This window comes from Duganella sp. Root336D2 (assembly GCF_001425005.1).
Classification (GTDB): domain Bacteria; phylum Pseudomonadota; class Gammaproteobacteria; order Burkholderiales; family Burkholderiaceae_D; genus Rugamonas.
In genome coordinates this window covers 356,884-382,087 of sequence record NZ_LMDB01000037.1, presented here as the reverse complement: position 1 = coordinate 382,087, position 25,204 = coordinate 356,884, and the positions used below count along the sequence as shown (strand labels likewise).

Here is a 25,204-nt window from a genome sequence, read left to right as displayed (position 1 = left end):
CCGGAACGGCATCCTTCTGCGTGCGTTATGCTTCCATTCCATGAAAAGAGCACACTATTTTTGGCCGCTGCAAGTCACTGGCTGGGCCGGCGTCGCGCTGTTCGTCGCCCTGGTCAACCGGCTGGAAATCATCCTGTTCCCGCTATCCGCCTGGTGCGGCTTGAGTGGCCTGGCCTTGAGCTGCGCGTGGCGCCAACTGTGCAATACCAGGCAGCGCCGCGGCAAACACCTCACCTGGCCGGTTGCAGTCGGAGCGGCGATCCTGCTGGGAGTCATCCAGAGCGTCGGCAATCTCGAAATGGACCGTTTCCTGACAGGTCCCGGCTGGCAAGGCGGCGGGTTGCCGTGGAAATTGATCCTGCTGTCGTTCTGGAGCGGCGTCATGCTGGCATGGAATGTCTGCTACATGGCCGCACTGTCGCTGCGCAGCAACCAGCGCCTGCCGCTGCAAGAAGAACTGAGCGCCGTGAACGCCTACCTGGCGATCGAGAAAATTCGCTTCGAAGAACGGCTGCAATTCGCTATCGACATAGGCAAGGACATGGAAGCGATCATGGTCCCGCCGATGGCGCTGCAAACGCTGGTGGAAAACGCTGTGAAATACGGCGTCGAACCGTCCTCGAGCGGCAGCGCAATCAGCATCCGCGCGCAACGTACCGGCGGAACTGCCATCATCGAAGTAGCAAACCGCGGCCGCATCCTGGCAGGCGGCAAATCGGCCGGAGTTGGCGTGAGCAATGCACGCAAGCGTTTGGCGCTATCCAAAGGCGAGCATGCCACCCTCGATCTTGCTGAAATCGACGGCTGGGTGCGCGCAACCTTGCGCTTTCCGGTCGCAGCATAAAGGATTCCACTACATGGACCACAACCGCGCCCCCGTCTCCCGCCTTGGCTGGTTCTCTGCGCTACAAATCATTGGCTGGGGAACGCTGTTCCTGTTGATCATCCTCGGCAACAACCGCTATACGAATGCCAAGATACTGGCCTCATTCATCCTGGTTTTTGGCAGCGGCTGGATGTTCACCAGCGCATGGCACCGCATCTTCAAGGCATGGCGCTGGAACCGCCATGGCAACGATTGGCGGCTGCCAGCTGCCGCAGTGCTGGTACTGGCACCCTTGCAGACTGCGATCTCGGAGCTGGCAACCTACATCTTCGCGCCTCACCTGGCCGATGTCGGCCGTCCGGAGCGCATTTCAATAGAACTGGCCTTCTGGTGCGCCGTCATGCTGGGATGGACCATCTGCTACATGGCGGCGGTTGCGCTGCGCCGCGCCTCGAGGCTCGAGGCCGAAGCACTTCGACTGGAAGTGCTGGCAAAGGACGCCGAACTGCGGGCCTTGCAATCGCAGGTCAACCCGCACTTTTTCTTCAATAGCCTGAACAGCGTCCGCGCCCTGATGTACGAAAACATCGACAACGCCGCCCATATGGTCGACCAGCTTGCTACCCTGATGCGCTACACGCTCATGTCCACGTTCAGCGATTGCGTGCCGCTGAAGCAGGAACTGGATGCCGTGCACGCCTACCTGGGCATCGAGAAGCTCCGCTTCGAGGAACGCTTGCGCGCGCATTTTGAGATCGGCGACGGGATGGCGCACGTGACGATTCCGCCAATGACTTTGCAGACCCTGGTTGAAAATGCGGTCAAATACGGCGTCGAGCGCCGTACCGACGGCAGCGAGATCCGCATCACCGCACGCCAGTCGGGCGGCCATGCAGTGATCGAAGTCGCCAACCAGGGCTCGCTGCTCGCCAATGCCGGCTCGACCAAGGTTGGCATGGGCAATGCACGCAAACGGCTGGAACTGGCAAAGGGCGGACAATCCAGCCTGGACTTGAGCGAACACGATGGCTGGGTGACGGCTACCTTGCGTTTCCCGCTCGCCGCCTGAGATAGAGCGCAATGAATAAACTTCGTACACCGCTACTTGCGCGCATCAACTGGTACTGGATCCTGCAAGGACTGGGCTGGAGCGCCATCACTGCTTTCATCATGCTGGTCAACGGCCCCTTCCTGGAAAAGCCAGGCGCGGTCCTGGCCTGCATCCTGGATGGCGTCAGCGGCCTGGTGCTGACCGACTTATGGCGCCGGTACATGAAGCTGCGCGAATGGAACTCGCGCAAGGCGGACTGGCGCCAGGTCGCCGTGGCCATCTTCATCCTCGGTCCATTGCAACTGGCTGCCGTCACTTTCATCGCGCGCACACTGGTTGGCGTGGCCGACGGCGGTAGCTGGCTGCCGATGCTGATCCTGTTCTGGTCCGGCATCATGACGGCGTGGCAGGTGTGCTATATGGCTGCCACGGCCTTGCGCCGCGCCAACCGCTTCGAATCGGAGGCGCTGCGTCTCGACGTGCTGGCCAAGGAGGCCGAACTGAAGGCACTGCAGGCCCAGGTCAACCCGCACTTCTTTTTCAATAGCCTGAACAGCGTGCGGGCGCTGATCTTCGAGAACCCGCACTCGGCCGCGCAGATGATCGACCAGCTGGCAACGCTGATGCGCTATACGCTCGCTTCCAGCTATGCCGACACCGTACCGCTGAAAGAAGAAATGGAGGCAGTGCAGTCATATCTCGCCATCGAAAAGATCCGTTTTGAAGAACGCTTGAATGTCGCCATCGACATCGCCGGCGAGATGGGCGCGGTGACGATCCCGCCAATGGCCGTGCAGACGCTGGTGGAAAACGCGGTCAAATACGGCGTCGAGCAAAGCAGCGTTGGAACGGAAATCCGCATCAGCGCCAGCCAGGCCAATGGCCGCGCACAGATCGAGGTAGCCAACCGTGGCACGCTGGCCAAGCTTGGCAATTCGACCCGCGTCGGCCTGGCCAATGCCCGCAAACGTCTGCTGCATGCCAAAGGCGGAAATTCCAGCCTGGACCTGGTGGAGCGCGATGGCTGGGTGCGCGCCACTGTTACCTTTCCTTTGTCATCATGATGCGCGTGCTGGTCGTCGACGATGAACGGCTGGCGCGCAAGGAACTGCGCCGCCTGCTGGCTGGCCACGCGCATTTCGAAATCGTCGGCGAGGCGGCGGACGTTGGCGACGGCATTGCCCAAGCCGCCGCTTTGACGCCGGAATTGATCCTGCTGAATGTTCAAATGCCGGGCGGCAGCGGCTTCGACCTGCTCGACGCACTCAACGAGGTACCGGAGATTATCTTCACTACAGGCCAAGGCCCCTGCCCGGCCGACTACCTGCTCAAGCCCATCCACCCGCAACGCCTTGCAGCCGCATTGGAACGCGCTGCAGTGCGAGCCGGAATGGGCGGGAAGCCGGGCAAGCTTTTCATCCGCGACGGCGACCGATACTGGCTCGTGCGCCTGATGGATATTCGCCTGTTTGAATCGGAAGGCCAGCAAACACGCGCCTATTTCGACGGCGGCTCGCCGCTGATTGCACGCCCGCTGCCGCAGTTGGAGAAGCTGCTCGACCCGCAGCAATTTCTCCGCGCCAGCAGCCGCCATATCGTCAACCTTGCCGATGTCGATCGCATCGTCCAGACAGCCGGCGGCTCCCTGGCGTTGAAAGTAGGCGGCGTCGCGGTGGAGATCACGGGCGCTAACCAGCCCGTTATTTCATGATGTACGACGATGCAGAATGGATGTATGCTCGCACCGACCAATTCCTCCACTAACCGCTCCTATGACAGAACTCCGGCGTCCTTTGTTGGCAAGGCTTAACTGGTACTGGATCATGCAAGGCCTCGGCTGGACACTGATCTTCCTCGTTGTCGCGGTAATTTACAGCCATTTCCTCAACTTGCCCGGCGTGCTGGCCACCTGCGTCTGGACCGCGGCCAGCGGCGCCTTGCTGTCGGACCTTTGGCACCGTTTGATCAAGGCCCGCAGCTGGAATACCGGCACGATCAAGTGGCGCATGTTCGTAGGCCCGTCGCTTTTGTTAGGACCGCTGCAGGCGCTGAGCGTAGCGGCGGCGATCTATTTCTTGCAGGGGAAATTCGACAGCAGCTGGGCATGGATGGCGCCTTCGGCTACCCTTTGGAGCTGCGTTTTCGTCGGCTGGCAGCTTGCTTATATGGTGGCGCTGGCTATCCGCCGCGCAAACCAGTTCGAAGCGAGCGCCCTGCGCATGGAGGTGCAGGCCAAGGACTCCGAATTGCGCGCGCTGCAAGCCCAGGTCAATCCGCATTTCTTCTTCAATAGCCTGAACAGCATCCGCGCGCTGGTCTACCAAGAACCCGATTCGGCCTCGCAGATGATCGACCAGTTGGCGAGCCTGATGCGCTATACCCTGCAGACAGGCGAATTGCACAAGGTGCCGCTGCAAAAGGAACTGGAAGCAGTCGAAGCCTACCTGGCCATTGAAAAAATCCGCTTTGAAGAGCGCTTGCGCGCCAGCATCACCGTCGAACCGGGGCTGGAACAGGTCATGGTTCCACCCATGTCATTGCAGACTCTGGTGGAAAACGCCGTCAAGTACGGCGTGGAGATGAGCAAGACCGGCAGCGACATCCTGATCACCGCCCGCCGTGCCGGCGACAACGCCCTGATCGAGATCGCCAACGCGGGCGCCATCCGCTCGTTCGGCAACTCCACCAAGGTTGGCCTTAGCAACACCCGCAAGCGCCTGGCCTTGTCCTTAGGCGACGAAGCGAGCCTGCAATTGAGCGAGAACAGCGGCTGGGTACGCGCCACCTTGCAATTCCCGGTGGCCGCATGATGCGCATCCTGGTCGTCGACGACGAACGTCTGGCGCGCGCCGAATTGCGGCGCCTGCTGGCCTCCCATCCCGGCGTCAGTATCGTCGGGGAAGCGGCCAATGCCGCCGAAGCGGCGCTGCAGATCGCAACCCTGCAACCGGACCTGCTGCTGCTGGACGTGCAGATGCCGGGCGGCAGCGGCTTCGACCTGCTGGCCACACTGGACGAGGCGCCGGAAGTGATCTTCACCACCGCCTTCGACCAGTACGCCCTGCAGGCCTTCGAAGCCAGTGCGCTCGATTACCTGATGAAGCCCATCGAACCGCAACGCCTGGCCGCGGCGCTGGAGCGAGCCGCCGCTCGCCTGGGCCTGGCGCCGCCGCCCAGCGCCGCGCCACGCAAGCTGTTCATCCGCGACGGCGAGCGCTGCTGGTTCGTGCGGCTGGAAGACATCCGCCTGTTCGAGTCGGAAGGCAACTACACCCGCCTCTACTTCAACGGCTCCGCACCGCTGCTGGCGCGCTCGCTGCTGCAAGTCGAGCAGCGCCTCGACCCGCAGCAGTTCTTCCGCGCCAGCCGCCGCCACATCGTCAACCTGGCCGCCGTGCAAGGCGTCGAGAACGGCGAAGGCGGCGCCTTGTCCTTGCGTATCGCCGGTATGACGGTGGAAGTCTCGCGCCGCCGCGTGGCGGCCCTCAAGCAATTGCAGGAATTCTGAGCGAAAAAAAACCCGCCCAAAGCCGGGCGGGTTTTCGCAAGCGGAGTACCGCTTATTCGACTTCAACGGTCTCCGGGGGTGGCGTAGGCGCCGCATCCGGTTCCGGGAACTCCAGTTTGATGGCTTCGGCTTCGTCCAGGTCCACGATCACGCGGCCGCCGGACACCAGCTTGCCGAACAGCAGTTCGTCGGCCAGCGCCTTGCGGATCATGTCCTGGATCAGGCGCGACATCGGGCGCGCGCCCATCAAAGGATCGAAGCCCTTCTTCGACAGGAACTTACGCAGTTTCTCGCTGAAGATCGCTTCCACCTTTTTCTCGTGCAGCTGCTCTTCCAGCTGCATCAGGAACTTGTCCACCACGCGCAGGATGATTTCCTCGTCCAGTGCGCGGAAGCTGATGGTCGCGTCCAGGCGGTTGCGGAACTCCGGCGTGAACATGCGCTTGATGTCCGCCATCTCGTCGCCTGCTTCCTTGCTGTCGGTGAAACCGATCGAACGCTTCTGCAAGCTTTCCGCACCCGCATTGGTGGTCATGATGATGATCACGTTGCGGAAATCGGCTTTACGGCCGTTGTTGTCGGTCAGCGTGCCGTGGTCCATGACCTGCAGCAGGATATTGAAGATGTCAGGATGCGCCTTCTCGATCTCGTCCAGCAGCAGCACCGCGTGCGGCTTCTTGGTGATTGCTTCGGTCAGCAGGCCGCCCTGGTCGTAACCCACGTAGCCAGGAGGCGCGCCGATCAGACGGCTCACCGCATGGCGCTCCATATATTCCGACATGTCAAAGCGGATCAGCTCAATGCCCAGAATGAAGGCGAGCTGCTTGGCCACTTCGGTCTTGCCGACGCCGGTCGGACCGGAGAACAGGAAGGAACCGATAGGCTTGTCTTGCTTGCCCAGGCCGGCGCGCGACATCTTGATCGCGGAAGCCAGCGCTTCGATCGCAGGATCCTGGCCGAACACCACGTTGCGCAGGTCGCGGTCGATGGTGGCCAGCTTGCTGCGGTCGTCCTGGTTGACGGTCTGCGGCGGGATGCGCGCGATCTTGGAAATGATTTCCTCAATCTCGGCCTTGCCGATGGTTTTCTTCTGCTTCGACTTCGGCAGGATACGCTGCGCGGCGCCCGCCTCGTCGATCACGTCGATCGCCTTGTCCGGCAGGTGGCGGTCGTTGATGAAACGCGCCGCCAGTTCGGCCGCAGTCGACAGCGCCGACGACGAATACTTCACGCCATGGTGTTCTTCGAAACGCGACTTCAGGCCGCGCAGGATCTGCACGGTTTGCTCCACGGTCGGCTCGTTGACGTCGACCTTCTGGAAGCGGCGGCTCAGCGCATGGTCTTTTTCGAACACCCCACGGAACTCAGTGAAGGTGGTCGCACCGATGCACTTCAGCTGGCCGTTGGCCAGGGCCGGTTTCAGCAGGTTGGACGCGTCCAGCGTGCCGCCCGAGGCCGAACCGGCACCGATGATGGTGTGGATCTCGTCGATGAACAGGATGCCGTTCGGGTTGTCTTTCAGCTGCTTCAGCACCGCCTTCAGGCGCTGCTCGAAGTCGCCGCGGTACTTGGTGCCGGCCAGCAGCGCACCCATGTCCAGCGAGTAGACCACAGCGCTCGACAGCACTTCCGGCACGTCGCCCTGGGTGATGCGGTAAGCCAGGCCTTCCGCAATGGCGGTCTTGCCCACGCCAGCCTCGCCCACCAGCAGCGGGTTGTTCTTGCGGCGGCGGCACAGGACCTGGATCACACGGTCCACTTCGTCTTCGCGGCCGATCAGCGGGTCGATCTTGCCCTCGGCGGCCGACTTGTTCAGGTTCTGCGTGAACTGGTCCAGCGGCGATTCCTTGGCCTGGCCTTCCGGCACGCTGCCCTCTTCCACGCCCTCGGAGGCCTTGCCGGACTCCATCTGCTGGTCCTTGCGCACGCCGTGCGAGATGAAGTTGACCACGTCCAGGCGGGTGACGCCCTGCTGGTGCAGGTAGTACACCGCGTGCGAGTCTTTTTCACCGAAGATGGCCACCAGCACGTTGGCGCCGGTCACTTCCTTCTTGCCGTTGGAAGCCGACTGCACGTGCATGATCGCGCGCTGGATCACGCGCTGGAAGCCCAGGGTAGGCTGGGTATCCACTTCGCCGGTGCCAGGCACGGTCGGGGTGTTATCGCCGATGAAGTTGGTCAGCGTTTTGCGCAGGTCCTCAATATTCACTGCGCAGGCGCGCAGCACCTCGGCTGCCGATGGATTGTCAAGCAGCGCCAGCAGCAAGTGCTCCACGGTGATGAACTCGTGTCGTGCCTGCCGCGCTTCGACAAACGCCATATGCAAACTTACTTCCAATTCCTGCGCAATCATACTTCCTCCATCACACATTGCAGGGGGTGCCCCGCCTTGCGTGCATGCGTTAAAACAAACTCCACTTTGGTTGAAGCTATATCTTTAGAGAAAACGCCGCACACGCCTTTGCCGTAGCGATGGACACTCAGCATAATTTGTGTGGCCGTCTCCCGGTCCTTATTGAAATACTCCTGGATGATGGCGACTACAAACTCCATCGGAGTGTAGTCGTCGTTCAAGAGCGCCACCTGGTACATAGGTGGCGGCTTTATTGCCTGCCGTTCCAGGACGGTTTCGGTGTCATGCTTGGTTGCCATACGCTTATATTCTAATGCTTTCAGACTAGTTGCAACGCCCATTTAAGAGGGCCATTTCCACCAGTACTCATCTTACGCGTTTTCGCCGATTGCCGCAGATGGCGGTCAGGTTGGCATAAATCAAGGGGCCTCAAAAATAGCTGTTGCAAAAAGCTCACCGTGTGCTAGTGAAAGCGCTTGACATTAAAAATTGTTCCGCCAACAATGCGATATCGACATTGTGCAGTTCTGTACATGCCGGTAAGAAGTGAGTTGTCGAGGAGGGGGCAGGAAGCTTCTTGCTTTTATGGCTCGTGTGATTCGTTTTTAATGAAGGTTTTTTTAATATGGCAACTGGTACCGTTAAGTGGTTCAATGACTCCAAAGGTTTTGGCTTCATCACTCCTGATGATGGCGGTGAGGATTTGTTCGCGCACTTTTCCGCTATTAACATGAACGGCTTCAAGACCCTGAAAGAAGGTCAAAAAGTGCAGTTCGAAGTCACGCAAGGCCCTAAAGGCAAGCAAGCTTCCAACATCCAATCCAGCTAACCCTGGCCTCGGATCAGCAAAAGCCCCGCCCTGCGGGGTTTTTTTTCGCACCTTGCCCGGCAACTACTATGCTGATTTCGTCATGCAAATACGCACTCTCAGCCTAGCCGACACGCCAGCCCTGCTTGCGTTCGAGCTCGCCAACCGCGATTGGTTCGAATCGCAGGTCGATGCGCGAACGCCCGACTTTTACAAGCTGTCCGGCGTAGCGGCACATATAGAGGAATACCTGGCCCGCTATTCGGCCGGCAGCCTGCATCCCTGCCTGTTGATTGAAGACGGGGGCATTCTTGGCCGCTGCAACCTGAAAGATATCGACCGCATCGGTGGCCGGGCCGAAGTCGGCTATCGCATTGCAGCGTCCGCCATTGGCCGCGGCCTGGCGGGTGCCGCGCTGTCGCACCTGATGGAACTGGCATATGGCCGCTGGGAGCTGGCCGGCCTCGACGCCCACGTCACCATTGCCAACGCCGCCTCCGCCCGGGTCCTGGAACGCGCCGGCTTCGCGCTGGCAGGCCCGTCCCCCATTACCGCCGTGGTCGGCGGCGCGCAACTGGCCTGCCTGCATTACCGGCATAATTAAAGCAGCCCCCGCCAGCATTCCCATGATTTGGCGAATCAACGCGGGAATTTTTGTGCGCTGGGGTAAGATAGACTTATCTTTAGGATAAGTTTTTCATATGCATAAGCCGCGCAATCTCACCGCCACCGTGGAATCAACAAGCTACCAGGTCGAAAGTCATGAACGGTTGGCAAGCGGGGCGATCCGAAAGGCACTGGAAGAACCCGACAATCCGCACCAATACAGCCTGCTGGCAGTACCCAGCCACCTGGCCCGGGGACTGCTGCAGCGCTACGCTCGCGGCGACTCGCTCGACTTGCTGCGTCACCACTTCCATGGTGACTACCTGCCCTTACTTCAGCAGGCGGCAGACTTGTGCGCCAAGCTGTTTCCCGATCATCGGCTGCGCCTGCAGGTTGACCAAACAGCTAGCTGGATGCTGCTGTTCGCCTTGGTCTGCTTCGATGACGATGGTGCGCAGGTGACGCATCTGGACAACTGGTTCACGCCGGGCGGCAATCCAGTCCTGTTTACGATGGTGCGCAAAGCCTTCGCGCCAGGTGAGCGCTACCCGGCTGATCTCGATATTGAGCATAAGGCGATGCCGCACGAGGAGCAGCTGGTGGGTGCGCTGCTGCAGCCGCCCGCAACCTGGCCGCAGGCATTTGCCACCTACATGAAGCAGTGGCCCAGGCTGATGAAGGCTTTCGGCTACCGCGAGCAGGTCGGGGACGGCAAGTCGGCATTCGAATATTTCCCGCTGCACCTGGGCCTTGCCGTTTGTGCCTTCGATGTCGACGACAGCGCGTTCCGCCACCTGCCCTACTATCCGCACGAACTGGTCGACTACTACCGCACTCACGTTCGACCAACGCGCGACGCCTGGCGCAGCTGCGTGCGGGACCCGGCTGAGGGCTTGCCCGCTACCGCCAGACCAAAACCCAAGCGTGACTATGTCCTGACCAAAGCCGAAGCGTACGCCCGCTGGATCGAGCTGGTGTGCGGCGAGCAGCCTGCCCTAACCGACGCCGCCAGGCAGGCGCTGGGCAAGCGCAAAACCATGCCGCCTATCCATACGCTGATGGCGACGTTGGCAGCGCGTGGCCTGGCGCTGCACGCCGATTTGAAGGATGACGCCACGTTGGCCGCCCAGGCAACGGCCCTGTGCGAAGCATGGCAATTACCCGCAGCAGGGCTTGCCAATACGGCGCAGCAAGGAACGGCCGCCGTCACCACGATGCTGAATGCGCTGCAAGACCGTGCAAACGACAACGAACGGCGGCTGGCCGTCTTCGACGACGGCGGCGATAACTGGAATGCCCTTCTATACAGCTATCACCATGAAGCCGAATTCACGACGCTATGTGAGCAACTTGGCCTCAAGCGCCTGAACCATAGCCAGTGGCAATAACTTAACAAACAAAAGGAAAATAAATGTCGACATTCGAATTGCATACAACGCACCGCCTGCTGGCTGCCCTTCTGTTGGCGGCAGGCGCATTAACTAGCGAGACAAGTCTGGCGGCGCCCATCGAATTGCCGCCACTGGGCCTGTACCGCATCGATACCGACGGTACGATGGCCTTCAGCGGCAACCCTACCCAAGTCCGCTTGACCACCGAGGGTGAGCACGGCGATACAACCGCACGCTGGCAAGCCGGCGCAAATAGCGCCACGCGTGAGTTCAAGGGCAGTGCTCCGGTCACGCATTGCGTCAAGGCCGTGACCGGCGGGACGCTGCCCTTGCCGCCGCAAGCCGAAGCTTGCACGGTGCAGTCGATAACCAGAATCAAGGATGGCTTTACCCAGACCGCCAATTGCTCTTTCGGCAGGCTTGACTTGACCGTGCACCAACTCGACAAGGAGCGCTGGGAATTTCTATCGGATATGACGATGGTGACGACCGGCGCCGCGCCCAATATGTCAGTCCTGTCGCCTTTGCTCAAACAGCAGGCCGAGCATGGTGAGACGCCCGAGATCCGTGCACGCGCCAAACAGCAACTGGCCGAGCTGCCGGGCATGCAAAAGCAGAGCGACGCGACTTACGCCGCCACCATTGCACGCATGAAGGCAGAAATGGAGAATAGCACCGACCCAGAAGAAAAAGCCGGCATCCGCATGGCGCTCGACCGCATGCAAGCGGGCACGCCGACCATGAAAACCCGTTCGCGTACCGTCTGGACGCGTATCTCGCATACCTGCGATAGCGGCAAGTAGTCAGCTTGCGCCAACGTTGAAGGGCTGCCCCAGCCGAGAAAAATAAAAACCCCATGTCCTCGCGGAAATGGGGTTTGGCTTGAAGCCGGATCGATTACATCTGTTCGATCATCACGTCGCCGAAGCCGGAGCACGACACCTGGGTCGCGCCTTCCATCAGGCGGGCGAAGTCGTAGGTGACCTTCTTGGAGGTGATGGCCTTTTCCATCGCGGAGATGATCAGGTCGGCAGCCTCGGTCCAGCCCATGTGGCGCAGCATCATTTCAGCCGACAGGATCAGCGAACCCGGATTCACGTAATCCTTGCCTGCATACTTGGGCGCGGTGCCGTGGGTCGCTTCGAACATGGCCACGGAGTCGGACAGGTTGGCGCCCGGTGCGATGCCGATGCCGCCCACTTGCGCCGCCAGCGCATCGGAGATGTAGTCGCCGTTCAGGTTCAGGGTGGCGATCACCGAGTACTCCGCAGGACGCAGCAGGATCTGCTGCAGGAAGGCGTCGGCGATCGAATCCTTGACGGTGATCTCGCGGCCGGTCTTCGGATTCTTGAACTTGCACCATGGGCCGCCATCGATCAGCTCAGCACCGAATTCCTTCTGCGCCAGCGCGTAGGCCCAGTCACGGAAGCCACCTTCGGTGTACTTCATGATGTTGCCCTTGTGGACAATGGTCACGGACGGCTTGTCGTTGTCGATCGCGTACTGGATCGCCTTGCGCACCAGGCGCTCGGTGCCTTCGATCGACACCGGCTTGATGCCGATGCCCGAAGTTTCAGGGAAGCGGATCTTCTTCACGCCCATTTCCCTGGTCAGGAATTCGATCAGCTTCTTGGCGCCTTCCGAGCCTTCCTGCCATTCAATGCCGGCGTAGATGTCTTCCGAGTTCTCGCGGAAGATCACCATATCGGTCTTCTCAGGCTCGCGTACTGGCGATGGCACGCCTTTGAAGTAGCGTACGGGGCGCAGGCAGACGTACAGGTCCAGCTCCTGGCGCAGGGCCACGTTCAGGGAACGGATGCCGCCGCCGACCGGGGTGGTCAGCGGGCCCTTGATCGACACGACGTAGTCCTTCAGTACCTTCAGGGTTTCTTCCGGCAGCCATACGTCCGGGCCGTAGACCTTGGTCGACTTTTCGCCGGCGAAGATTTCCATCCAGCTGATCTTGCGCTTGCCGCCGTACGACTTGGCAACCGCCGCGTCCACCACCTTGATCATCACCGGGGTGATGTCGACGCCGGTGCCGTCGCCTTCCAGGTAAGGGATGATCGGGGTGTCAGGCACGCTCAGGGAATAATCGGCATTAACGGTGATTTTCTGGCCGTCGGCAGGTACTTTGATATGTTGGTACATCGTGTTCTCCGAAGAAGGGGTTTGGCAGTCTTCTATAAGACATAAGACACTGGCGTTCCACATTATGCACCAGTATTTTACTGGGCGCTATACTACCAACCTATGCCCCTGATACTTTTTAATAAACCTTTCCAGGTATTGTGCCAGTTTTCCCCCTCCGGGGATAAGGAAACCCTGGCCGATTACATCAAGATCCCGAACGTCTACCCGGCCGGCCGCCTCGACTATGACAGCGAGGGGTTGATGCTGATGACCGACGATGGCAAATTGCAGCACAAGATTGCCCACCCCGATCGCAAGGAAGCCAAGACCTACCTGGTACAGGTGGAAGGCGTGCCGGATGCCGACGCCATGGGGCGCCTGCAGGCGCCGCTCGACCTGGGCGACTTCACCACCCTGCCCTGCAAGGCGGTACGCATCGCCGAGCCGGCCTGGCTGTGGCCGCGCAATCCGCCGATCCGCCAGCGCGCCGGCCAGCCCACGTCCTGGCTGGCGATCACCCTGCAAGAAGGCAAAAACCGTCAGGTACGGCGCATGAGCGCCGCCATCGGCCACCCTACCCTGCGCCTGGTGCGCTCGGCCATCGGCGCCATATCGCTGGCCAGCCACCCGCTGATGCCGGGCGAATGGATGGAAGTTTCAGCGGACGACCTGAGCACGCACTAAATAAGTCAACCAGGCAAGTCGCGGCAGCGTTGATGAATCAGGTTCACCAGAACCTTCATCCACTATAAAAGGAGTTCGCCATGTCTAAGACTACTGTCGCGCTGCTTGCCTCCCTGCTTTCCCTCTCCGCCTTCGCTGCCGACCACCACCTGAAAGGCTCGGCTTCCGCCTCGGCTTCCGCCGCAGCATCCGCTGCCTCGATGGCATCCGCCGCACCAATGGCTTCCGCCGCATCGGCCGCTTCGGCCGCCGCTTCGGACGCGGCCTCCGCCAAGAAATCGGCCAAGAAAGCCAAGAAAGCCGCTTCTGCCGCGGCCTCTGCTGCCGCATCGGCAGCCTCCGCCGCTTCCATGGCTGCTTCGATGAAGTAGGCGCAAAGTGAAAAACCCGCTATGGCGCAATGCCATGCGGGTTATTCCGGTACACCTGTTTGGCGGCTAATGCTGCCAGCACACGAACTTAGGCGGACAGTGCCTTCAGGGCAGCTGCCAGACGGCTCTTGTGACGAGCAGCCTTGTTCTTGTGGATGATTTTCTTGTCAGCGATCGAGTCGATGGTCGACACGGAAGCCTGGAAGATGGTGGTAGCAGCAGCTTTGTCGCCAGCCTGGATCGCCTTGCGAACAGCTTTGATCGCGGTGCGCAGGGTCGAACGCTGAGCGGAGTTGTGAGCGTTTTGCTTAACTGCTTGACGAGCGCGTTTGCGCGCTTGTGCGGTATTTGCCATTTGAGAATCCTAATTCGTTGTCAAAGTTCGTTTGCAAACAATAGCGTTTGCCAAACCGGTGCGGTGTTTTCAGAGCCGGCTGAACGTCGCTGCCTGCCATACTGAATTCTGTACAGCCTTAAATTATAACGGGGTTTTGCTGCCAGGGCAATTCTAAATGTCGGGGCGTTGCTGCTTTCGCTATAATCAGCGCCCATGAACTTGCTCAAGACCCTCGCCGCTATTTCAAGCATGACAATGTTGTCCCGCATTACGGGGCTGCTCCGTGAAGTCCTGTTCTTCCGCGCTTTCGGCGCGGGCGGCATGACCGACGCGTTCTACATTGCCTTCCGCATTCCCAACCTGTTGCGCCGCCTGTTCGCGGAAGGCGCTTTTTCGCAGGCTTTTGTGCCAATGTTGGCAGAATACAAAAACAGGCAGGGTGAAGAGGCTACCCGTTCCCTGGTCGACCATGTGGCGACCGTCCTGGTCTGGGCCACGCTGCTCACCAGTGCGGTGGGGATTATAGGCGCTCCGCTGTTCATCTATCTGATTGGTTCGGGCTTGAGCAAGGATCCGGCATCGTTTGACGCCGCAGTGTGGATGACGCGCCTGATGTTCCCCTATATCGCTTGCATGTCCTTCGTCGCGCTCTCCAGCGGCGTACTGAATACCTGGCGCCAGTTCAAGATCCCGGCCTTTACCCCGGTGCTGCTGAACATCTCCTTCATCTCCGCTGCCCTGTTCCTGGCTCCGCACTTGAAGCAACCGGTTTATGCCATGGCGATCGCGGTCGTGGTGGGCGGCGTCCTGCAGGTTGCGATCCAGGTGCCCTCGCTGGTGAAGATCGGCATGCTGCCACGCTTGTCATGGAATCCGCGCGTCGGCCTGGCCGATCCGGGCGTGCGCCGCATGCTGAAAAATATGCTCCCTGCCCTGTTTGCAGTGTCGGTGGCGCAAATCAGCCTGATGATCAACACCACGTATGCCTCCTGGATGCAGGAAGGCAGCGTGTCCTGGCTGACCGCCGCCGACCGCCTGATGGAATTCCCCAACGCCTTGCTCGGCGTGGCGCTGGGTACCATCCTGCTGCCTAGCCTGTCAAAGGCCAGCCAGGAACAGGACCACGACGAATATTCGTCCCTGCTGGACTGGGGCTTGCGCCTGACCTTCCTGCTGGCCATGCCGGCGGCGGTAGGTATTGCTGTGCTGGCGTTGCCGCTCATGGCAACCCTGTTCCACAACGGTAAGTTCACCGACTTCGCGGCCGTGATGTCGGCGCAGCCCTTGCTGGCTTATGCGGTCGGCCTGGTCGGCATCATCCTGGTCAAATCGCTGACGCCGGCATTTTATGCGCGCCAGGATGTGCGCACGCCGGTGCGCATCGGTGTCATCACCCTGGTTGCGACCCAGGTAATGAACCTGGCTTTCGTCTGGCAGTTCAAGGTCGCCGGGCTGGCGCTGTCGATCAGCGTGGCGGCGCTGCTGAACGCCGCCTTGCTGTACCGGGGCCTGCGCGCGAAGGGCATCTACAATCCGCAACCGGGGTGGCCAAAGTTCCTGGCCCGTTTGCTGGCGGCGGTAGTCCTGATGGGGCTTGCCGGCTGGTGCGGTGCGCAGCAATTCGACTGGCTGGGCATGCGCCAACACGCTTTCCTGCGCGCCGGCGCGCTGTTCCTGGTGATCGGCGCCTGCGCAGTGGTGTACTTCGGCACCCTGTTCGCGCTCGGTTTCCGCCTGCGCGACTTCAAGCGCCGCGCCAAGTAAAGGCGCCAGGCTTCAGCGGCGCGATGGCGGCGGTGGCGCCTCTTCGCGCGGCTGCTCGCCGGACTGCTCCGGCGCCGGCTCTGGTGGCGGCTCCTGCGGCTCCTGCGGCGGCTCTGGCGGCTCCTGCGGCGGTTCGGCAGGCTGCGGCGGCTCTTGCGGCGTGCCCGGCTTGCTGCCAGGCTGCGTGCCGCTCAAAGCACCGGGCTGGGTGCCGTTCATGCCGGTCAGCGGACTGCCCGGCTGCATGCCCGATCCGGGTTTGGCCGGCTGTCCCGGCTGCTGGCCGGGCTGCTGGCCGTCCGCGCCCTTGGCGCCAGCAACCTGCACGCCCTCGCCGCTGAATTTCCAGTCGGCCAGGCTGGTCTTGCCTTCAAAAGCCACGAAGCGCGGCGGGAAATTCCCGATCTTGATCGGCGCCGCTTTCGACAGGCTGTATATGGCCAGGATGCCGCCATTCTCGTTTGCCTTCACCAGGCCCCATTCGGCCTTGCCCGTCATCGGGTCGACATAGACGCGGCGCAAATGGCGGCGCAGTTGCGGGAAGCGCGGGTCCTTCAGCAGTTCGGCGAAAGAATTGGGATAGTTGGGCTGCCCCTGCGGCGTGGCGGCGGCATAGCTGGCCAGGGCGTTGCTGTACTCCATGCCGATGTCGAGCAGGGCCTGTTCAGCGGCCGCGCGCTGCATGGTTGTGCCAAGGCGCAGCGACATGGCGCCAACCAGGCCGATAATCGCCACCAGGATCACTACGCTGGCGTAGGTGAACCCGTGCTGCCTACCACTCGGAATAAGGCTTGCCGCTGCGGTCATTGCCGGGCGCTCCGCTCTTGATGTCTGCCACGCCGCCTTTGCTGACGTCCTCCGGCGGCACGATAGTCCAGCTATCGCTCTTTTCCGTGATCGGGTCGATCGGGACGGCACGCAGGTATTTTTTCTCCACCAGCTGCTCCAGGCTGTCCGGGAAGCGGCCAGTGTCGCCGTAGAACTGGTCGATGATGGCGCGCGTGCTGCGCAGGTTATCGGCCAGGATGGTTTCCTTGGTCTTGTCCACGCTCGGGAAATAGCGCGGCACGGCGAGCGTCAGCAGCAAGGCGATGATGCCCAGCACGACCAGCAGCTCGATCAGTGTGAAGCCCTTCTTGTTCACCATTTCTTGTAAGGCACGCCGTTCAGGCCTACCTGCTCCGAAGTCGAAAACACGTCAAAAACATCCTCGCCTTCGCGCGGATCGTCGGCGTCGCTGGCGTAGCTGCGCTTGCCCCAGCTTTGGCCATTGCTGGCATTGGAATCCGGGTTGAAGGGGTCGCGCGGGATGCGGCGCAGGAAGTAGATCTTGCTGCGCTTCGGGCTGCGTACATCGACCACGCCTTCCACCAGCACCTCCAGCGTGCGCGGATAGCCGTTGCCGGTGATGGACTTGGCAATGCGCCCCTCATCGTAGGCGGTCTTGTAGTCGTCCAGCGCCTTGCGCATCACGTGCAGCGCGCTGCGCAGCTCCTGCTCGTTGCGGCGCTGGACCACGGTCTGCCCGACCGGGATCGCCAGTGCGGCGAGCAGGCCAAGGATGGCCAGCGTCACCAGCAGTTCGATCAGGGTGAATCCGCGCGCGCGCATGCTTACTCTTTACGCTCCGTGCTGGCCGGCGGCTGCACGGTATTGGCGGGGACCGGTGGCGGCAGCGGTTTGGTCACGCTGGAAGCCGGGCCGGGCTGGGTATTCGACAGCGGCAGTTTCTGCGGCGCGGGCTGGTCCGCCGGTGCGGCGGGTGCGGCGGGTGCGGCGCCTGGCGTCGGCACGGCCGTCGTGACGGCATCCTGCGCAGCAGTCGCGCCGGCTGGGCGGGCGCCCGGCAGCACCACGGCCTGGCGCGGTGCGACGTCAGGCTTGCGGCGGAAGTTCGCTTCGGTACCGGCCGAGAATTCGGCAACCGAGGTTTCCGGGCGCTGCAGGTTGCGCACCAGGTGCGGCGTGATCGACAGCACGATCTCGGTCTTCTGCTTGTCATCCGTCTGCGTGCCGAACAGGCGGCCCAGGATCGGCAGGTCGCCCAGGCCCGGCACGCGGTTGCCCGTACTGCGCTCTTCGCTATTGATCAGGCCCGCCAGCACCTGGTTCTCGCCATCCTTCAGTTGCAGGAAGGTGGAAGCCTGGCGCGTGCCGATCTGGTAGGCGGTGGTGCCGCTGGCGGTCGTCACGCGGTCGATCAGGTTCGATACTTCCAGCGCAATGCGGATGCCCACTTCGTTGTTCAGGTAGATGATCGGCTCCGCATTCAGCGTGAGCCCGACATCGACATAGCTCACCGATTCGGAGGCAAAGCCGCCCGTGCCCGGCGAAATGGTGGTGGTAATCACCGGCACCTTTTCGCCGATCACGACCTTGGCCTTCTCCTTGTTGCGCACGCGGATGCGCGGGCTGGCCAGCAGGTTGGTGTCGCCGTCGGTCTTCTTGATATTGAGGGTCGTGGCAAGCGCCGAGACGCCGATGTTGTCGCGGTTGATGTTGTCGAGGTCGCGCAAAGTCAGCTTGGTTGCGTCGCGGGCACTGCCCAGCACCGACAGGCCGACCTGGTTCGGCCAATCCACGCCAAGCTTCATCAGGCGGCTGCGCTTGACCTCCAGGATCTCCACGTCCAGCATCACTTCGGGCTCGGCCTGGTCTTGCGTTGCAATGATCTTTTCCGCCAGTTTCACCGCATCGGCACTATCGCGCAGGATCACCAGGTTGAGCTTTTCATCGGCCACCACGTCGCGCGACTTGAGGATGGTCTTGAGCGTGTTGGCGACGGTTTTGGCTTCCGCGTTCGACAAATAGAAGGTGCGCACCACCGTTTCCTGGTACTCCTTCAGCTTGGCCGCCGTGTTCGGGTAGACCAGGATGGTATTGGCATCCATCACCTGCTGCTCCAGCTGGTTCGTCATCAGCAGGAAGTAAATTGCCGATTCCACCGTGCTGTTCTTCAGCATGATGGTGGTGCGGGCGTCGCTCTTCACATCCTTGTCGAAGATGAAGTTCAGGCCCGAACGGCGCGAAATGATGTCGAATACCTGTTTCAGCGGCGCTTCGCGGAACTCGATCGTAATCGGGGTCTTGTAGGCTTTGGACAGGCCCGATTCGGCCGGCGGCTGCGGCGTCTGCTCATTGATCTCGCGCATCAGGGCGCGGCCGGCCGCGTGGTCCGGCTTCTCGGCCAGCACCGTGCCGACGCGGCTCTTCGCCGCTTCGAATTCCTTCTGCTCCAGCGATGCACGGGCTTGCGCCAGCAGCTTGTCGTGGCGGTCAGCCATTTCCAGCGCACGCAGGCCGGCGCGCGCGCGTTCGTTTTGCGGGTCCATCGACAGCACGCGCTGGAAATTCTGCGCGGCAGGGAGGTATTTGCCCTCATTGATGAACTGGTCGGCCTGCTCCAGCAGGCGGGCGCTGGCCCGCTCGCGCGTGTCGAGGTAGGCGGAGCGGTACAGGGCGCTGTCCGGGTTGCGCTTCATCGCTTCCTGGTATTTCAGCAGGCCCGCTTCCACCTGGTCTTTTTCAACCAGGCTGCGGCCATCGCGGTAGGCCATATCGGCCGCGCAGCCGGACAGTGCCAGTACCAGCACGGACAGCGACAGCGTTCTCAGATTTGGCTTCACTCAATTACTCCAATATTTAACTGCTGCACCTGGTTCATGGGCAGGTAGGTCATGGTCAGGGTTGGCGGTGCGATGGCATCGACGCGGTACGTGCCGTCGATCTGCATGCCTTTTTTCACGACAAAAGTCTGCTCGCCGCGGCCAAGGTACACCTCCCACTGGCCATCGGCGGCTGCCTTGCCCAGGAACTGGAACGGCAGCGGCGGCGCTGTCGGCGGCGGCGGCGGCGGCGGTTTCAGTTCCGCAGCCGTGGGCGGCGGCGGCGGTGGATTCCAGTTCTGGCCGCCGAATACCCCGTCCTTGCTCTTGAACGAGCCTTCGCCGACTTCGCCGATCAATTCCTCGCGCGGCACCAGGCGCAGGATCGAGGTCTCCCCTGCCGCCGCATGCGCCACTTTCACCGCCGGCGGCGCGCTGGCGGCCGGCGCGCGCGCCGGCTTGCGTTCGACCGCTTCCGCCACCGTGTCGTTGGGGGCCTTGTCGCCGAACAGCACCAGCGCTGCGGCGCACAGCAGCGCCGCGCCCATCAGCATATGGCGCGGCTTCATGGCTTCTCCTTCAGGTACAACGTGAAACGCATGCGCGCCTCGACCACCGGCTCGGTAATGGTTTCGCGGCGGAAGGCAATATCGTCCAGCGCCGCGAACGGGATCGCCGACAGGGCCTGCATGCTGAACTGCCAGATATTCTGGTAGGCGCCCTTCACCGGCAGCGTGACCTGGTAGGCAGAGACGCCGCTGGCCTTATCCAGGCTGAATTTGTATTCGCCCTGGTCCAGCGCCAGGCCGGTCTTGGCCGCGATGTCGAACAGCTGCTTGACCTGCTGTTCGGCATGGCGTTTTTCGCCCAGGGAGGCATAGAAATGGGCCAGGTTCTCGTTGGCGGTCGGCGGCGGCGCCGCTTGCACCAGCTGCGCCGGCGCGGGCGGCAAAGGCTGGGCCGCCTCTTGGCGCGCTTTGAGCGACCATGACAACAGCGACGCTCCGGCCAGCAGCAGCGCCAGCGCAACGCAGCCGGCTATGCCAAGGCGCATTGCCGCCAGGCGCAGGCGCAGCATCAGGGCCGCCGCGTTCATCGCGCCCTCCATTGCACTTCGACCTGGAAGCGCAGCGGGCGATTCGGGTCCTGGTCGTTGATTTCATGGCGCAGCAGCGCAGCGCCGGCAAAGAATTCCTGCTGCTTCAGCTGCTCGATGTAGCCGACCATATCGTCGCTGTTCTTGGTCTCCGCCGTGATTTTCAGTGTCTGCTTGCGCGGATCAGGGTCCAGCGCCAGCAGCGCCACAGCCGGCGTATTGGCGGCGGCCACCGCATCCTGCAGGTCGCGCCATGGCAGGTTCAGTTGCAGGATGGCGGTGTTGACCGCCACCGCCTGGGCTTCCAGAATCACGGTTTCCGGCTTGCGCTCAGGCGCGCGCACGGCGGCGGCTTGCTTGCGCTGCTGGGCGCGCAGGTTTTCTTCGCGCGCCGCTTGCTGCTGCGCAGCCTGCACGCCGAAGACGCCCCCCGCCGTCAGCAATGCCAGGCCCAGCACGCCGGCAGCCAGCGCCAGCGGGTGGCTGCGATACAGCGTGCGGCGCCAGCCGGCAGCGGCAAAATCGATCTGCATAGGCCTCATGCTGCAGCTCCCAACGCGGCAGTGGCGATATGCTTGTCGCTGCTGGCCGGTTTTGCCAGCGCCGGCGGCACCTCGCCGCTGAGCTGGATCAGGGCCGGCGCCTGCAATCCGAGCAGCAAGGCCTCGCGCTGCGCCGCCTGCGTCAGCCAGTAATGGTCGGCGCCGGGCGGAATGGCGACATGGCGCAAGGCGCGCAGCTTGCCGCCTTCGCAGGCGGCCAGTGCCAGCACATTGGCCTGCGCAACGCCGAACCAGGCATCGTTCTTCAAGGCGCCGGCATGGCGGTTCCAAGCTGCCACGAAATAGGGAACGATGGCGCTGACGACCAGGCCATGCTGGGCGGCGGCGTTTTCGATGGCGGCCTTCAGCAAGCGCGGAATTGCCGCTGCCATGAAGGGGGCGGCGGCGTTCCAGTCCGCGCTGACGTGCCAGGCGGCCGGCGTTTCGCCGTACAGCGTGTGGAAACGCAGCGCCGCGGCGCCTTCCAGGTCGGCCAGGCGGGCGGCCTGCGCCGGCGGGCTTACTTGCCACAGGCGCAGCAGTTCATCGGACAGGACAAAACTGGCGGCCATGCCGGCAGCGCCCTGCCCTGCAAGCAGCGCGCCCAGGGCCAGCGGCAAGGCAGCGGCCGGCGCAGCAGCCAGCGCCTGTTCGGCCAGCAGTTCCGGTGCGGCCGAGCCCCAGCGCGGCACGCGCAGCAGGCGCATGGCGTGCGGCGTGACTTCGATGCGCAGCGATTGCGTCAGATTCTTAAGCATGCAAGGTCACCCGCTTGATTTCCGCCAGGGTCGTATCGCCGCGCCGCACCACGTCCAGCGCCGCATGGCGCAGGCTGCGCGTGCCGTTGGCATAGGCTGCCGCCTTGATCTGGCGGATCGGCCGCTTTTCCACGATCAGTTCGCGGATTTCATCGTTCAGGGTCAGGATCTCCGCGATCGAGCGGCGGCCCTTGTAGCCGGTGCCGCGGCAATCGCCGCAGCCCTTGCCTTCCTTGAAGTTGTATTCGTAGACGTCGGCGCGCGCCAGGCCGACGCTGGCCAGCTCCTCGTCCGACGGCGTCACCTCGACCGCGCAATGCGGGCAGTTGATGCGCACCAGGCGCTGCGCCCAGATGCCGTTCAGTGCCGACACGAAGGCATAGGGATCGATGCCCATATGGGTAAAGCGCCCGAACACGTCGAACACATTGTTGGCGTGGACGGTGGTCAGCACCAGGTGGCCGGTCAGGGCCGACTGCACCGCGATTTCCGCCGTTTCGCGGTCGCGGATTTCGCCCACCATGATCTTGTCCGGGTCGTGGCGCAGGATCGAGCGCAGGCCCTTGGCGAAGGTCAGGCCCTTCTTCTCGTTGACCGGGATCTGCAGGATGCCCGGCAGCTGGTATTCCACCGGGTCTTCGATGGTGATGATCTTTTCGCGGCCATTGTGGATTTCAGTCAACGCAGCATACAGCGTGGTGGTCTTGCCGGAACCGGTCGGCCCGGTCACCAGCAGCATGCCGTAAGCCTCCTGCGCCAGCGCACGCAAGGTCGACAGCGAAGCGTCGTCGAAGCCCAGCGCCTCCAGCGTCAGCGAGCCATAGGACTCGATCATGGCGCGCTTGTCCAGGATACGGATCACCGCGTCTTCGCCATGGATGGACGGCATGATCGATACCCGCAGGTCGATCTCGCGCCCCATCGATTCGACCCGGAAGCTGCCGTCCTGCGGCACGCGGCGTTCCGCGATGTCCAGCTCGGCCAGCACCTTCAGGCGCGAAATGATCTGCTCCGCCACGTCGATGCCGTTGACGGCCGTGGCATGGTCCAGCACCCCGTCCACCCGGTACTTGACGGCCAGGCCGCCGGCAGTCGATTCCAGGTGGATGTCGGAGGCGCCGGCTTTCAAGGCGTCATACAAGGTCGAATTGACCAGCCGCACGGCCGGGCTGGCGCCCTCCGACACCGAGGCAAACGACAGCACCGCCGCCGTCTTGCCGTCGCGCCGCGTGCCCTCCGCGCCCGACACCAGGGTATCGACCGCGCGCGCCGACTCTTCCTGCTTCGACAGGTAGGCCTGGATGTCGGCCTGCAGCGCCAGCCGCAGCTGCAGCGGCGCGGCTGCCGAGCAGCGCGCCTGCGTCGCCAGCCAGGTCTGCAGGTCGAGGTCGAACGGATCGGCAATCACGCCCACCGCCGCCCCATCGTGGGAGCGCAGCAGCACGCAGTGGCGCGCCATGGCCTGCGACAGCGGCAGCAGGTCGAAAGCCGTCTCGAAAGCCAGCATGTCGGCCGTTTCCAGCACCGCCAGGCCGAAAGGCTGGGCCAGCGCCCGCACCGCCATGCGCGGTTCGATGCCGGACAGCTCTTCCAGCTCCTCCACCAGGCTGCGTTTGGACAGCGCGCCCTGCGCGCGCGCCTTGGCCAGCAGGGTTGCATCAAGCACCGGCAGCGTCATGCCATTTCTCCGGCCAGGTCAAAAATCGGCATATACAAAAGCACCACGATAGCGCCCACCACCAGGCCGATACCGGCCATCAGCAGCGGTTCAAAAGTACGGGTAAAACGGTCGATCCAGCGCCCGATCTCGCCGTCGTAGAAGGCGGCCGACTGCGTCAGCATGGCCCCCATTTCGCCGGTGCGCTCGCCCACGCGCAGCATGCGCAGCGAAATCGGCGTGGTCAAGCCATTGGCTTCGAAGGCCGACGACAGCGGCAAGCCCGCCTCGATCATGGCGCGCGCGCCCTGCAAGCCTTCTTTCACATTGGCGGACACCATTGCCTGCACCGTGTCCACCGCATTCAGGATGGTGATGCCGCCCTCGCTCAGCATGCCCAGCGTCAGGTACAGGCGCGACAGCTCATAGATCTTCACGCGCTCGCCCACGCCCGGCAGGCGGGCCAGCAGGCGCGCCAGGCCGCCGCTGCGCAGCAGGTGGCGCACGCCGACCACCGCGCCGCCGATCGCAGCGGCCAGGCCGGCCACCAGCGGCAGGGTATGCGCCGCGGCAAACTGGCCCCAGCTCAGCATCAGCTGCGACATCCACGGCAGGTTGCGCCCCGCGCCCTGGTACACCTCGGCAAAGCGCGGCACCACATAGGCAATCAGGAACAGCGACACGCCGCCGCCCACCAGCAGCAGGATGCAGGGATAGATGGCGGCGCTGACCAGCTTGGCGCGCACCAGGTCGACCCGCTGCTGGTAATCGATGAAGCGCTCCAGCGAGCGTGGCAGGTCGCTGGTGCCTTCGGCAGCCTTGACGATGCCCACATACAGGGGCGGGAACAATTGCGGCTGCTCGGCCAGCACGGTGGAAAAGCGCTGCCCTTCGCGCAGGCCTTGCAGCAGGCGCTCCAGCACGCTGCGCGTGGCCGGCGCCGATTCCTTTTCCAGCAGCGCTTCCAGCGCCTCCACCACGCCCAGGCCCGCGTTCAGCAGCGCCAGCAGCTCCTGGCTGAACAGCACCAGCGAGAGCGCCTTGGCTTTGCCCGCGCGCAGGCCGGCACTGCGCGGCGTGATGGCGCTGACGAACAGGCCGCGCGCCTCCACCTGGCGCCGTGCATCGGCCTCGTCGCGGCCATCGACCACCAATTGGCCGATCGCCATGTCCGGCGACAGGGTGCGAACATCAAACTGCATTGCTTAAACCACGCTGTCTTTATTGGGCGCCGATGTCGGCGTTCTCGCCTTCGCCGCCCGGCTGGCCATCCTTGCCGAGGGAGATGATGTCGTATTCAGCCTTGGCGCCGGGCGCCTTGTACTGGTATGGGCGGCCCCATGGATCGGGCGGCACGCCCTTTTTCAGGTAGGGGCCATTCCACTTGGTGCCTGCCGTGGCCGGCGCCGCCAGCAATGCAGGCAAGCCTTCCTCGGTGCTCGGGTAGCGCCCGACATCCAGGCGGTAGGTGTCGAGCGCCTTGTCGAAGGCCTCGATCTGCGCCTTGGCGATCGTGACTTCGGATTTACCGAGCTGGGAAAAGTATTTCGGGCCGACATAGGCGGCCAGCAGGCCGATGATGACAATCACCACCAGCAATTCGAGCAGGGTGAAGCCGGCGGCGCGGCGCGAACCTTGAAACTGTGCTACTTGCATCCGGACGACTCCTATGATGACCGCTGAAGAACTCGCAAGACTACCACGCAGTTTAAGT

General features: G+C 62.7%; 28 protein-coding genes. 13 read left to right on the top strand and 15 right to left on the bottom strand.

The genetic code is table 11. The annotated features are described in order from the left end of the window. The first annotated feature begins 40 nt into the window (after positions 1-40). The 6 genes from ASD07_RS26140 (at position 41) to ASD07_RS26115 (ending at position 5,385) form a co-directional block, all read left to right on the top strand. Positions 41-844: a sensor histidine kinase gene (locus ASD07_RS26140; RefSeq protein WP_055937412.1), complete on the top strand. Its 804-nt coding sequence runs from the start codon at positions 41-43 to the stop codon at positions 842-844. 13 nt (positions 845-857) lie between these two features. Further along, positions 858-1,895: a sensor histidine kinase gene (locus tag ASD07_RS26135; RefSeq protein ID WP_055937409.1), complete on the top strand. Its 1,038-nt coding sequence runs from the start codon at positions 858-860 to the stop codon at positions 1,893-1,895. Positions 1,896-1,906: 11 nt separating this feature from the next. Then, positions 1,907-2,941, top strand: coding sequence for a sensor histidine kinase (locus ASD07_RS26130; RefSeq protein ID WP_055937406.1), 1,035 nt, complete (start codon positions 1,907-1,909; stop codon positions 2,939-2,941). After that, on the top strand, positions 2,938-3,588 hold the full coding sequence (locus ASD07_RS26125; RefSeq protein WP_229207294.1) for a LytTR family DNA-binding domain-containing protein: 651 nt from the start codon (positions 2,938-2,940) through the stop codon (positions 3,586-3,588). Before ASD07_RS26130 ends, ASD07_RS26125 begins: the two co-directional genes overlap by 4 nt. A gap of 85 nt (positions 3,589-3,673) precedes the next feature. Beyond that, on the top strand, positions 3,674-4,687 hold the full coding sequence (locus ASD07_RS26120; protein WP_229207293.1) for a sensor histidine kinase: 1,014 nt from the start codon (positions 3,674-3,676) through the stop codon (positions 4,685-4,687). Next, positions 4,684-5,385: a LytTR family DNA-binding domain-containing protein gene (locus tag ASD07_RS26115; protein ID WP_229207292.1), complete on the top strand. Its 702-nt coding sequence runs from the start codon at positions 4,684-4,686 to the stop codon at positions 5,383-5,385. Before ASD07_RS26120 ends, ASD07_RS26115 begins: the two co-directional genes overlap by 4 nt. Positions 5,386-5,437: 52 nt before the next feature. On the opposite strand, the gene clpA is transcribed toward ASD07_RS26115, so the two are convergent. Then, the gene (gene clpA / locus ASD07_RS26110) at positions 5,438-7,738 is read right to left on the bottom strand and encodes an ATP-dependent Clp protease ATP-binding subunit ClpA (RefSeq protein ID WP_055937400.1); all 2,301 of its coding nucleotides are present in this window, start codon (positions 7,736-7,738) and stop codon (positions 5,438-5,440) included. Beyond that, the gene (gene clpS, locus ASD07_RS26105; protein WP_055937573.1) at positions 7,735-8,037 is read right to left on the bottom strand and encodes an ATP-dependent Clp protease adapter ClpS; all 303 of its coding nucleotides are present in this window, start codon (positions 8,035-8,037) and stop codon (positions 7,735-7,737) included. Before clpS ends, clpA begins: the two co-directional genes overlap by 4 nt. Before the next feature lie 326 nt (positions 8,038-8,363). Between clpS and ASD07_RS26100 the strand changes: the two genes are divergently transcribed. The 4 genes from ASD07_RS26100 to ASD07_RS26085 all read left to right on the top strand — a co-directional run bounded on the left by ASD07_RS26100 (position 8,364) and on the right by ASD07_RS26085 (position 11,346). Next, positions 8,364-8,567 (top strand): cold-shock protein, encoded by a 204-nt coding sequence (locus ASD07_RS26100; protein ID WP_055937397.1) that lies wholly within the window; start codon positions 8,364-8,366, stop codon positions 8,565-8,567. Positions 8,568-8,649: 82 nt separating this feature from the next. Further along, complete coding sequence (locus ASD07_RS26095; RefSeq protein ID WP_055937570.1) at positions 8,650-9,150, top strand: GNAT family N-acetyltransferase; 501 nt, start codon at positions 8,650-8,652, stop codon at positions 9,148-9,150. 97 nt (positions 9,151-9,247) lie between these two features. Beyond that, the gene (locus ASD07_RS26090; protein WP_055937392.1) at positions 9,248-10,540 is read left to right on the top strand and encodes a PoNe immunity protein domain-containing protein; all 1,293 of its coding nucleotides are present in this window, start codon (positions 9,248-9,250) and stop codon (positions 10,538-10,540) included. Between the two features lie 23 nt (positions 10,541-10,563). Beyond that, positions 10,564-11,346, top strand: a complete 783-nt coding sequence (locus tag ASD07_RS26085) for a hypothetical protein (RefSeq protein ID WP_055937389.1) — start codon at positions 10,564-10,566, stop codon at positions 11,344-11,346. Between the two features lie 94 nt (positions 11,347-11,440). On the opposite strand, the gene icd is transcribed toward ASD07_RS26085, so the two are convergent. After that, entirely contained in the window at positions 11,441-12,694 is a 1,254-nt protein-coding gene (gene icd / locus ASD07_RS26080; RefSeq protein ID WP_055937386.1) for an NADP-dependent isocitrate dehydrogenase, read from the bottom strand. Positions 12,695-12,796: 102 nt separating this feature from the next. On the opposite strand from icd, the gene ASD07_RS26075 reads away from it, so the two are divergent. Continuing rightward, the gene (locus ASD07_RS26075; RefSeq protein WP_055937383.1) at positions 12,797-13,360 is read left to right on the top strand and encodes a pseudouridine synthase; all 564 of its coding nucleotides are present in this window, start codon (positions 12,797-12,799) and stop codon (positions 13,358-13,360) included. A gap of 80 nt (positions 13,361-13,440) precedes the next feature. After that, entirely contained in the window at positions 13,441-13,731 is a 291-nt protein-coding gene (locus ASD07_RS26070; RefSeq protein WP_055937380.1) for a hypothetical protein, read from the top strand. 88 nt (positions 13,732-13,819) lie between these two features. Here the strand turns inward: ASD07_RS26070 and rpsT are convergent, their stop codons facing one another. Further along, complete coding sequence (gene rpsT / locus ASD07_RS26065) at positions 13,820-14,086, bottom strand: 30S ribosomal protein S20 (RefSeq protein WP_055937377.1); 267 nt, start codon at positions 14,084-14,086, stop codon at positions 13,820-13,822. A gap of 195 nt (positions 14,087-14,281) precedes the next feature. Here rpsT and murJ point away from each other — a divergent pair, with 195 nt between their 5' ends. After that, positions 14,282-15,832 carry a murein biosynthesis integral membrane protein MurJ gene (murJ, locus tag ASD07_RS26060; protein ID WP_055937375.1) on the top strand — a complete coding sequence of 517 codons (1,551 nt, stop codon included), beginning with the start codon at positions 14,282-14,284 and terminating at the stop codon, positions 15,830-15,832. Between the two features lie 12 nt (positions 15,833-15,844). Here murJ and ASD07_RS30465 read toward each other — a convergent pair whose 3' ends face one another. From ASD07_RS30465 to gspG, 11 genes are read right to left on the bottom strand one after another with little or no spacing between them, the layout of a single operon-like run. Beyond that, entirely contained in the window at positions 15,845-16,639 is a 795-nt protein-coding gene (locus tag ASD07_RS30465) for a type II secretion system protein (RefSeq protein ID WP_156398184.1), read from the bottom strand. Beyond that, positions 16,605-16,979 carry a type II secretion system protein gene (locus ASD07_RS26050; protein WP_055937369.1) on the bottom strand — a complete coding sequence of 125 codons (375 nt, stop codon included), beginning with the start codon at positions 16,977-16,979 and terminating at the stop codon, positions 16,605-16,607. Before ASD07_RS26050 ends, ASD07_RS30465 begins: the two co-directional genes overlap by 35 nt. Then, positions 16,973-17,443: a type II secretion system protein gene (locus ASD07_RS26045; protein WP_055937365.1), complete on the bottom strand. Its 471-nt coding sequence runs from the start codon at positions 17,441-17,443 to the stop codon at positions 16,973-16,975. The genes ASD07_RS26050 and ASD07_RS26045 overlap by 7 nt, the downstream gene beginning before the upstream one ends. A 2-nt stretch (positions 17,444-17,445) precedes the next feature. Further along, positions 17,446-19,458 (bottom strand): secretin N-terminal domain-containing protein, encoded by a 2,013-nt coding sequence (locus ASD07_RS26040; protein ID WP_055937363.1) that lies wholly within the window; start codon positions 19,456-19,458, stop codon positions 17,446-17,448. Next, complete coding sequence (locus tag ASD07_RS26035) at positions 19,455-20,006, bottom strand: hypothetical protein (protein ID WP_055937360.1); 552 nt, start codon at positions 20,004-20,006, stop codon at positions 19,455-19,457. The genes ASD07_RS26040 and ASD07_RS26035 overlap by 4 nt, the downstream gene beginning before the upstream one ends. After that, positions 20,003-20,533 carry a hypothetical protein gene (locus ASD07_RS26030; RefSeq protein WP_082507567.1) on the bottom strand — a complete coding sequence of 177 codons (531 nt, stop codon included), beginning with the start codon at positions 20,531-20,533 and terminating at the stop codon, positions 20,003-20,005. Before ASD07_RS26030 ends, ASD07_RS26035 begins: the two co-directional genes overlap by 4 nt. After that, positions 20,530-21,075, bottom strand: a complete 546-nt coding sequence (locus ASD07_RS26025) for a hypothetical protein (RefSeq protein ID WP_055937355.1) — start codon at positions 21,073-21,075, stop codon at positions 20,530-20,532. The genes ASD07_RS26030 and ASD07_RS26025 overlap by 4 nt, the downstream gene beginning before the upstream one ends. Beyond that, positions 21,072-21,833, bottom strand: coding sequence for a hypothetical protein (locus tag ASD07_RS26020; protein ID WP_055937352.1), 762 nt, complete (start codon positions 21,831-21,833; stop codon positions 21,072-21,074). Before ASD07_RS26020 ends, ASD07_RS26025 begins: the two co-directional genes overlap by 4 nt. Further along, positions 21,826-23,511, bottom strand: coding sequence for a GspE/PulE family protein (locus ASD07_RS26015; protein ID WP_055937349.1), 1,686 nt, complete (start codon positions 23,509-23,511; stop codon positions 21,826-21,828). The genes ASD07_RS26020 and ASD07_RS26015 overlap by 8 nt, the downstream gene beginning before the upstream one ends. After that, positions 23,508-24,692 (bottom strand): type II secretion system F family protein, encoded by a 1,185-nt coding sequence (locus ASD07_RS26010; protein ID WP_055937345.1) that lies wholly within the window; start codon positions 24,690-24,692, stop codon positions 23,508-23,510. The genes ASD07_RS26015 and ASD07_RS26010 overlap by 4 nt, the downstream gene beginning before the upstream one ends. A gap of 19 nt (positions 24,693-24,711) precedes the next feature. Next, the gene (gspG, locus tag ASD07_RS26005) at positions 24,712-25,146 is read right to left on the bottom strand and encodes a type II secretion system major pseudopilin GspG (RefSeq protein ID WP_055937343.1); all 435 of its coding nucleotides are present in this window, start codon (positions 25,144-25,146) and stop codon (positions 24,712-24,714) included. Between the last annotated feature and the right edge of the window lie 58 nt (positions 25,147-25,204).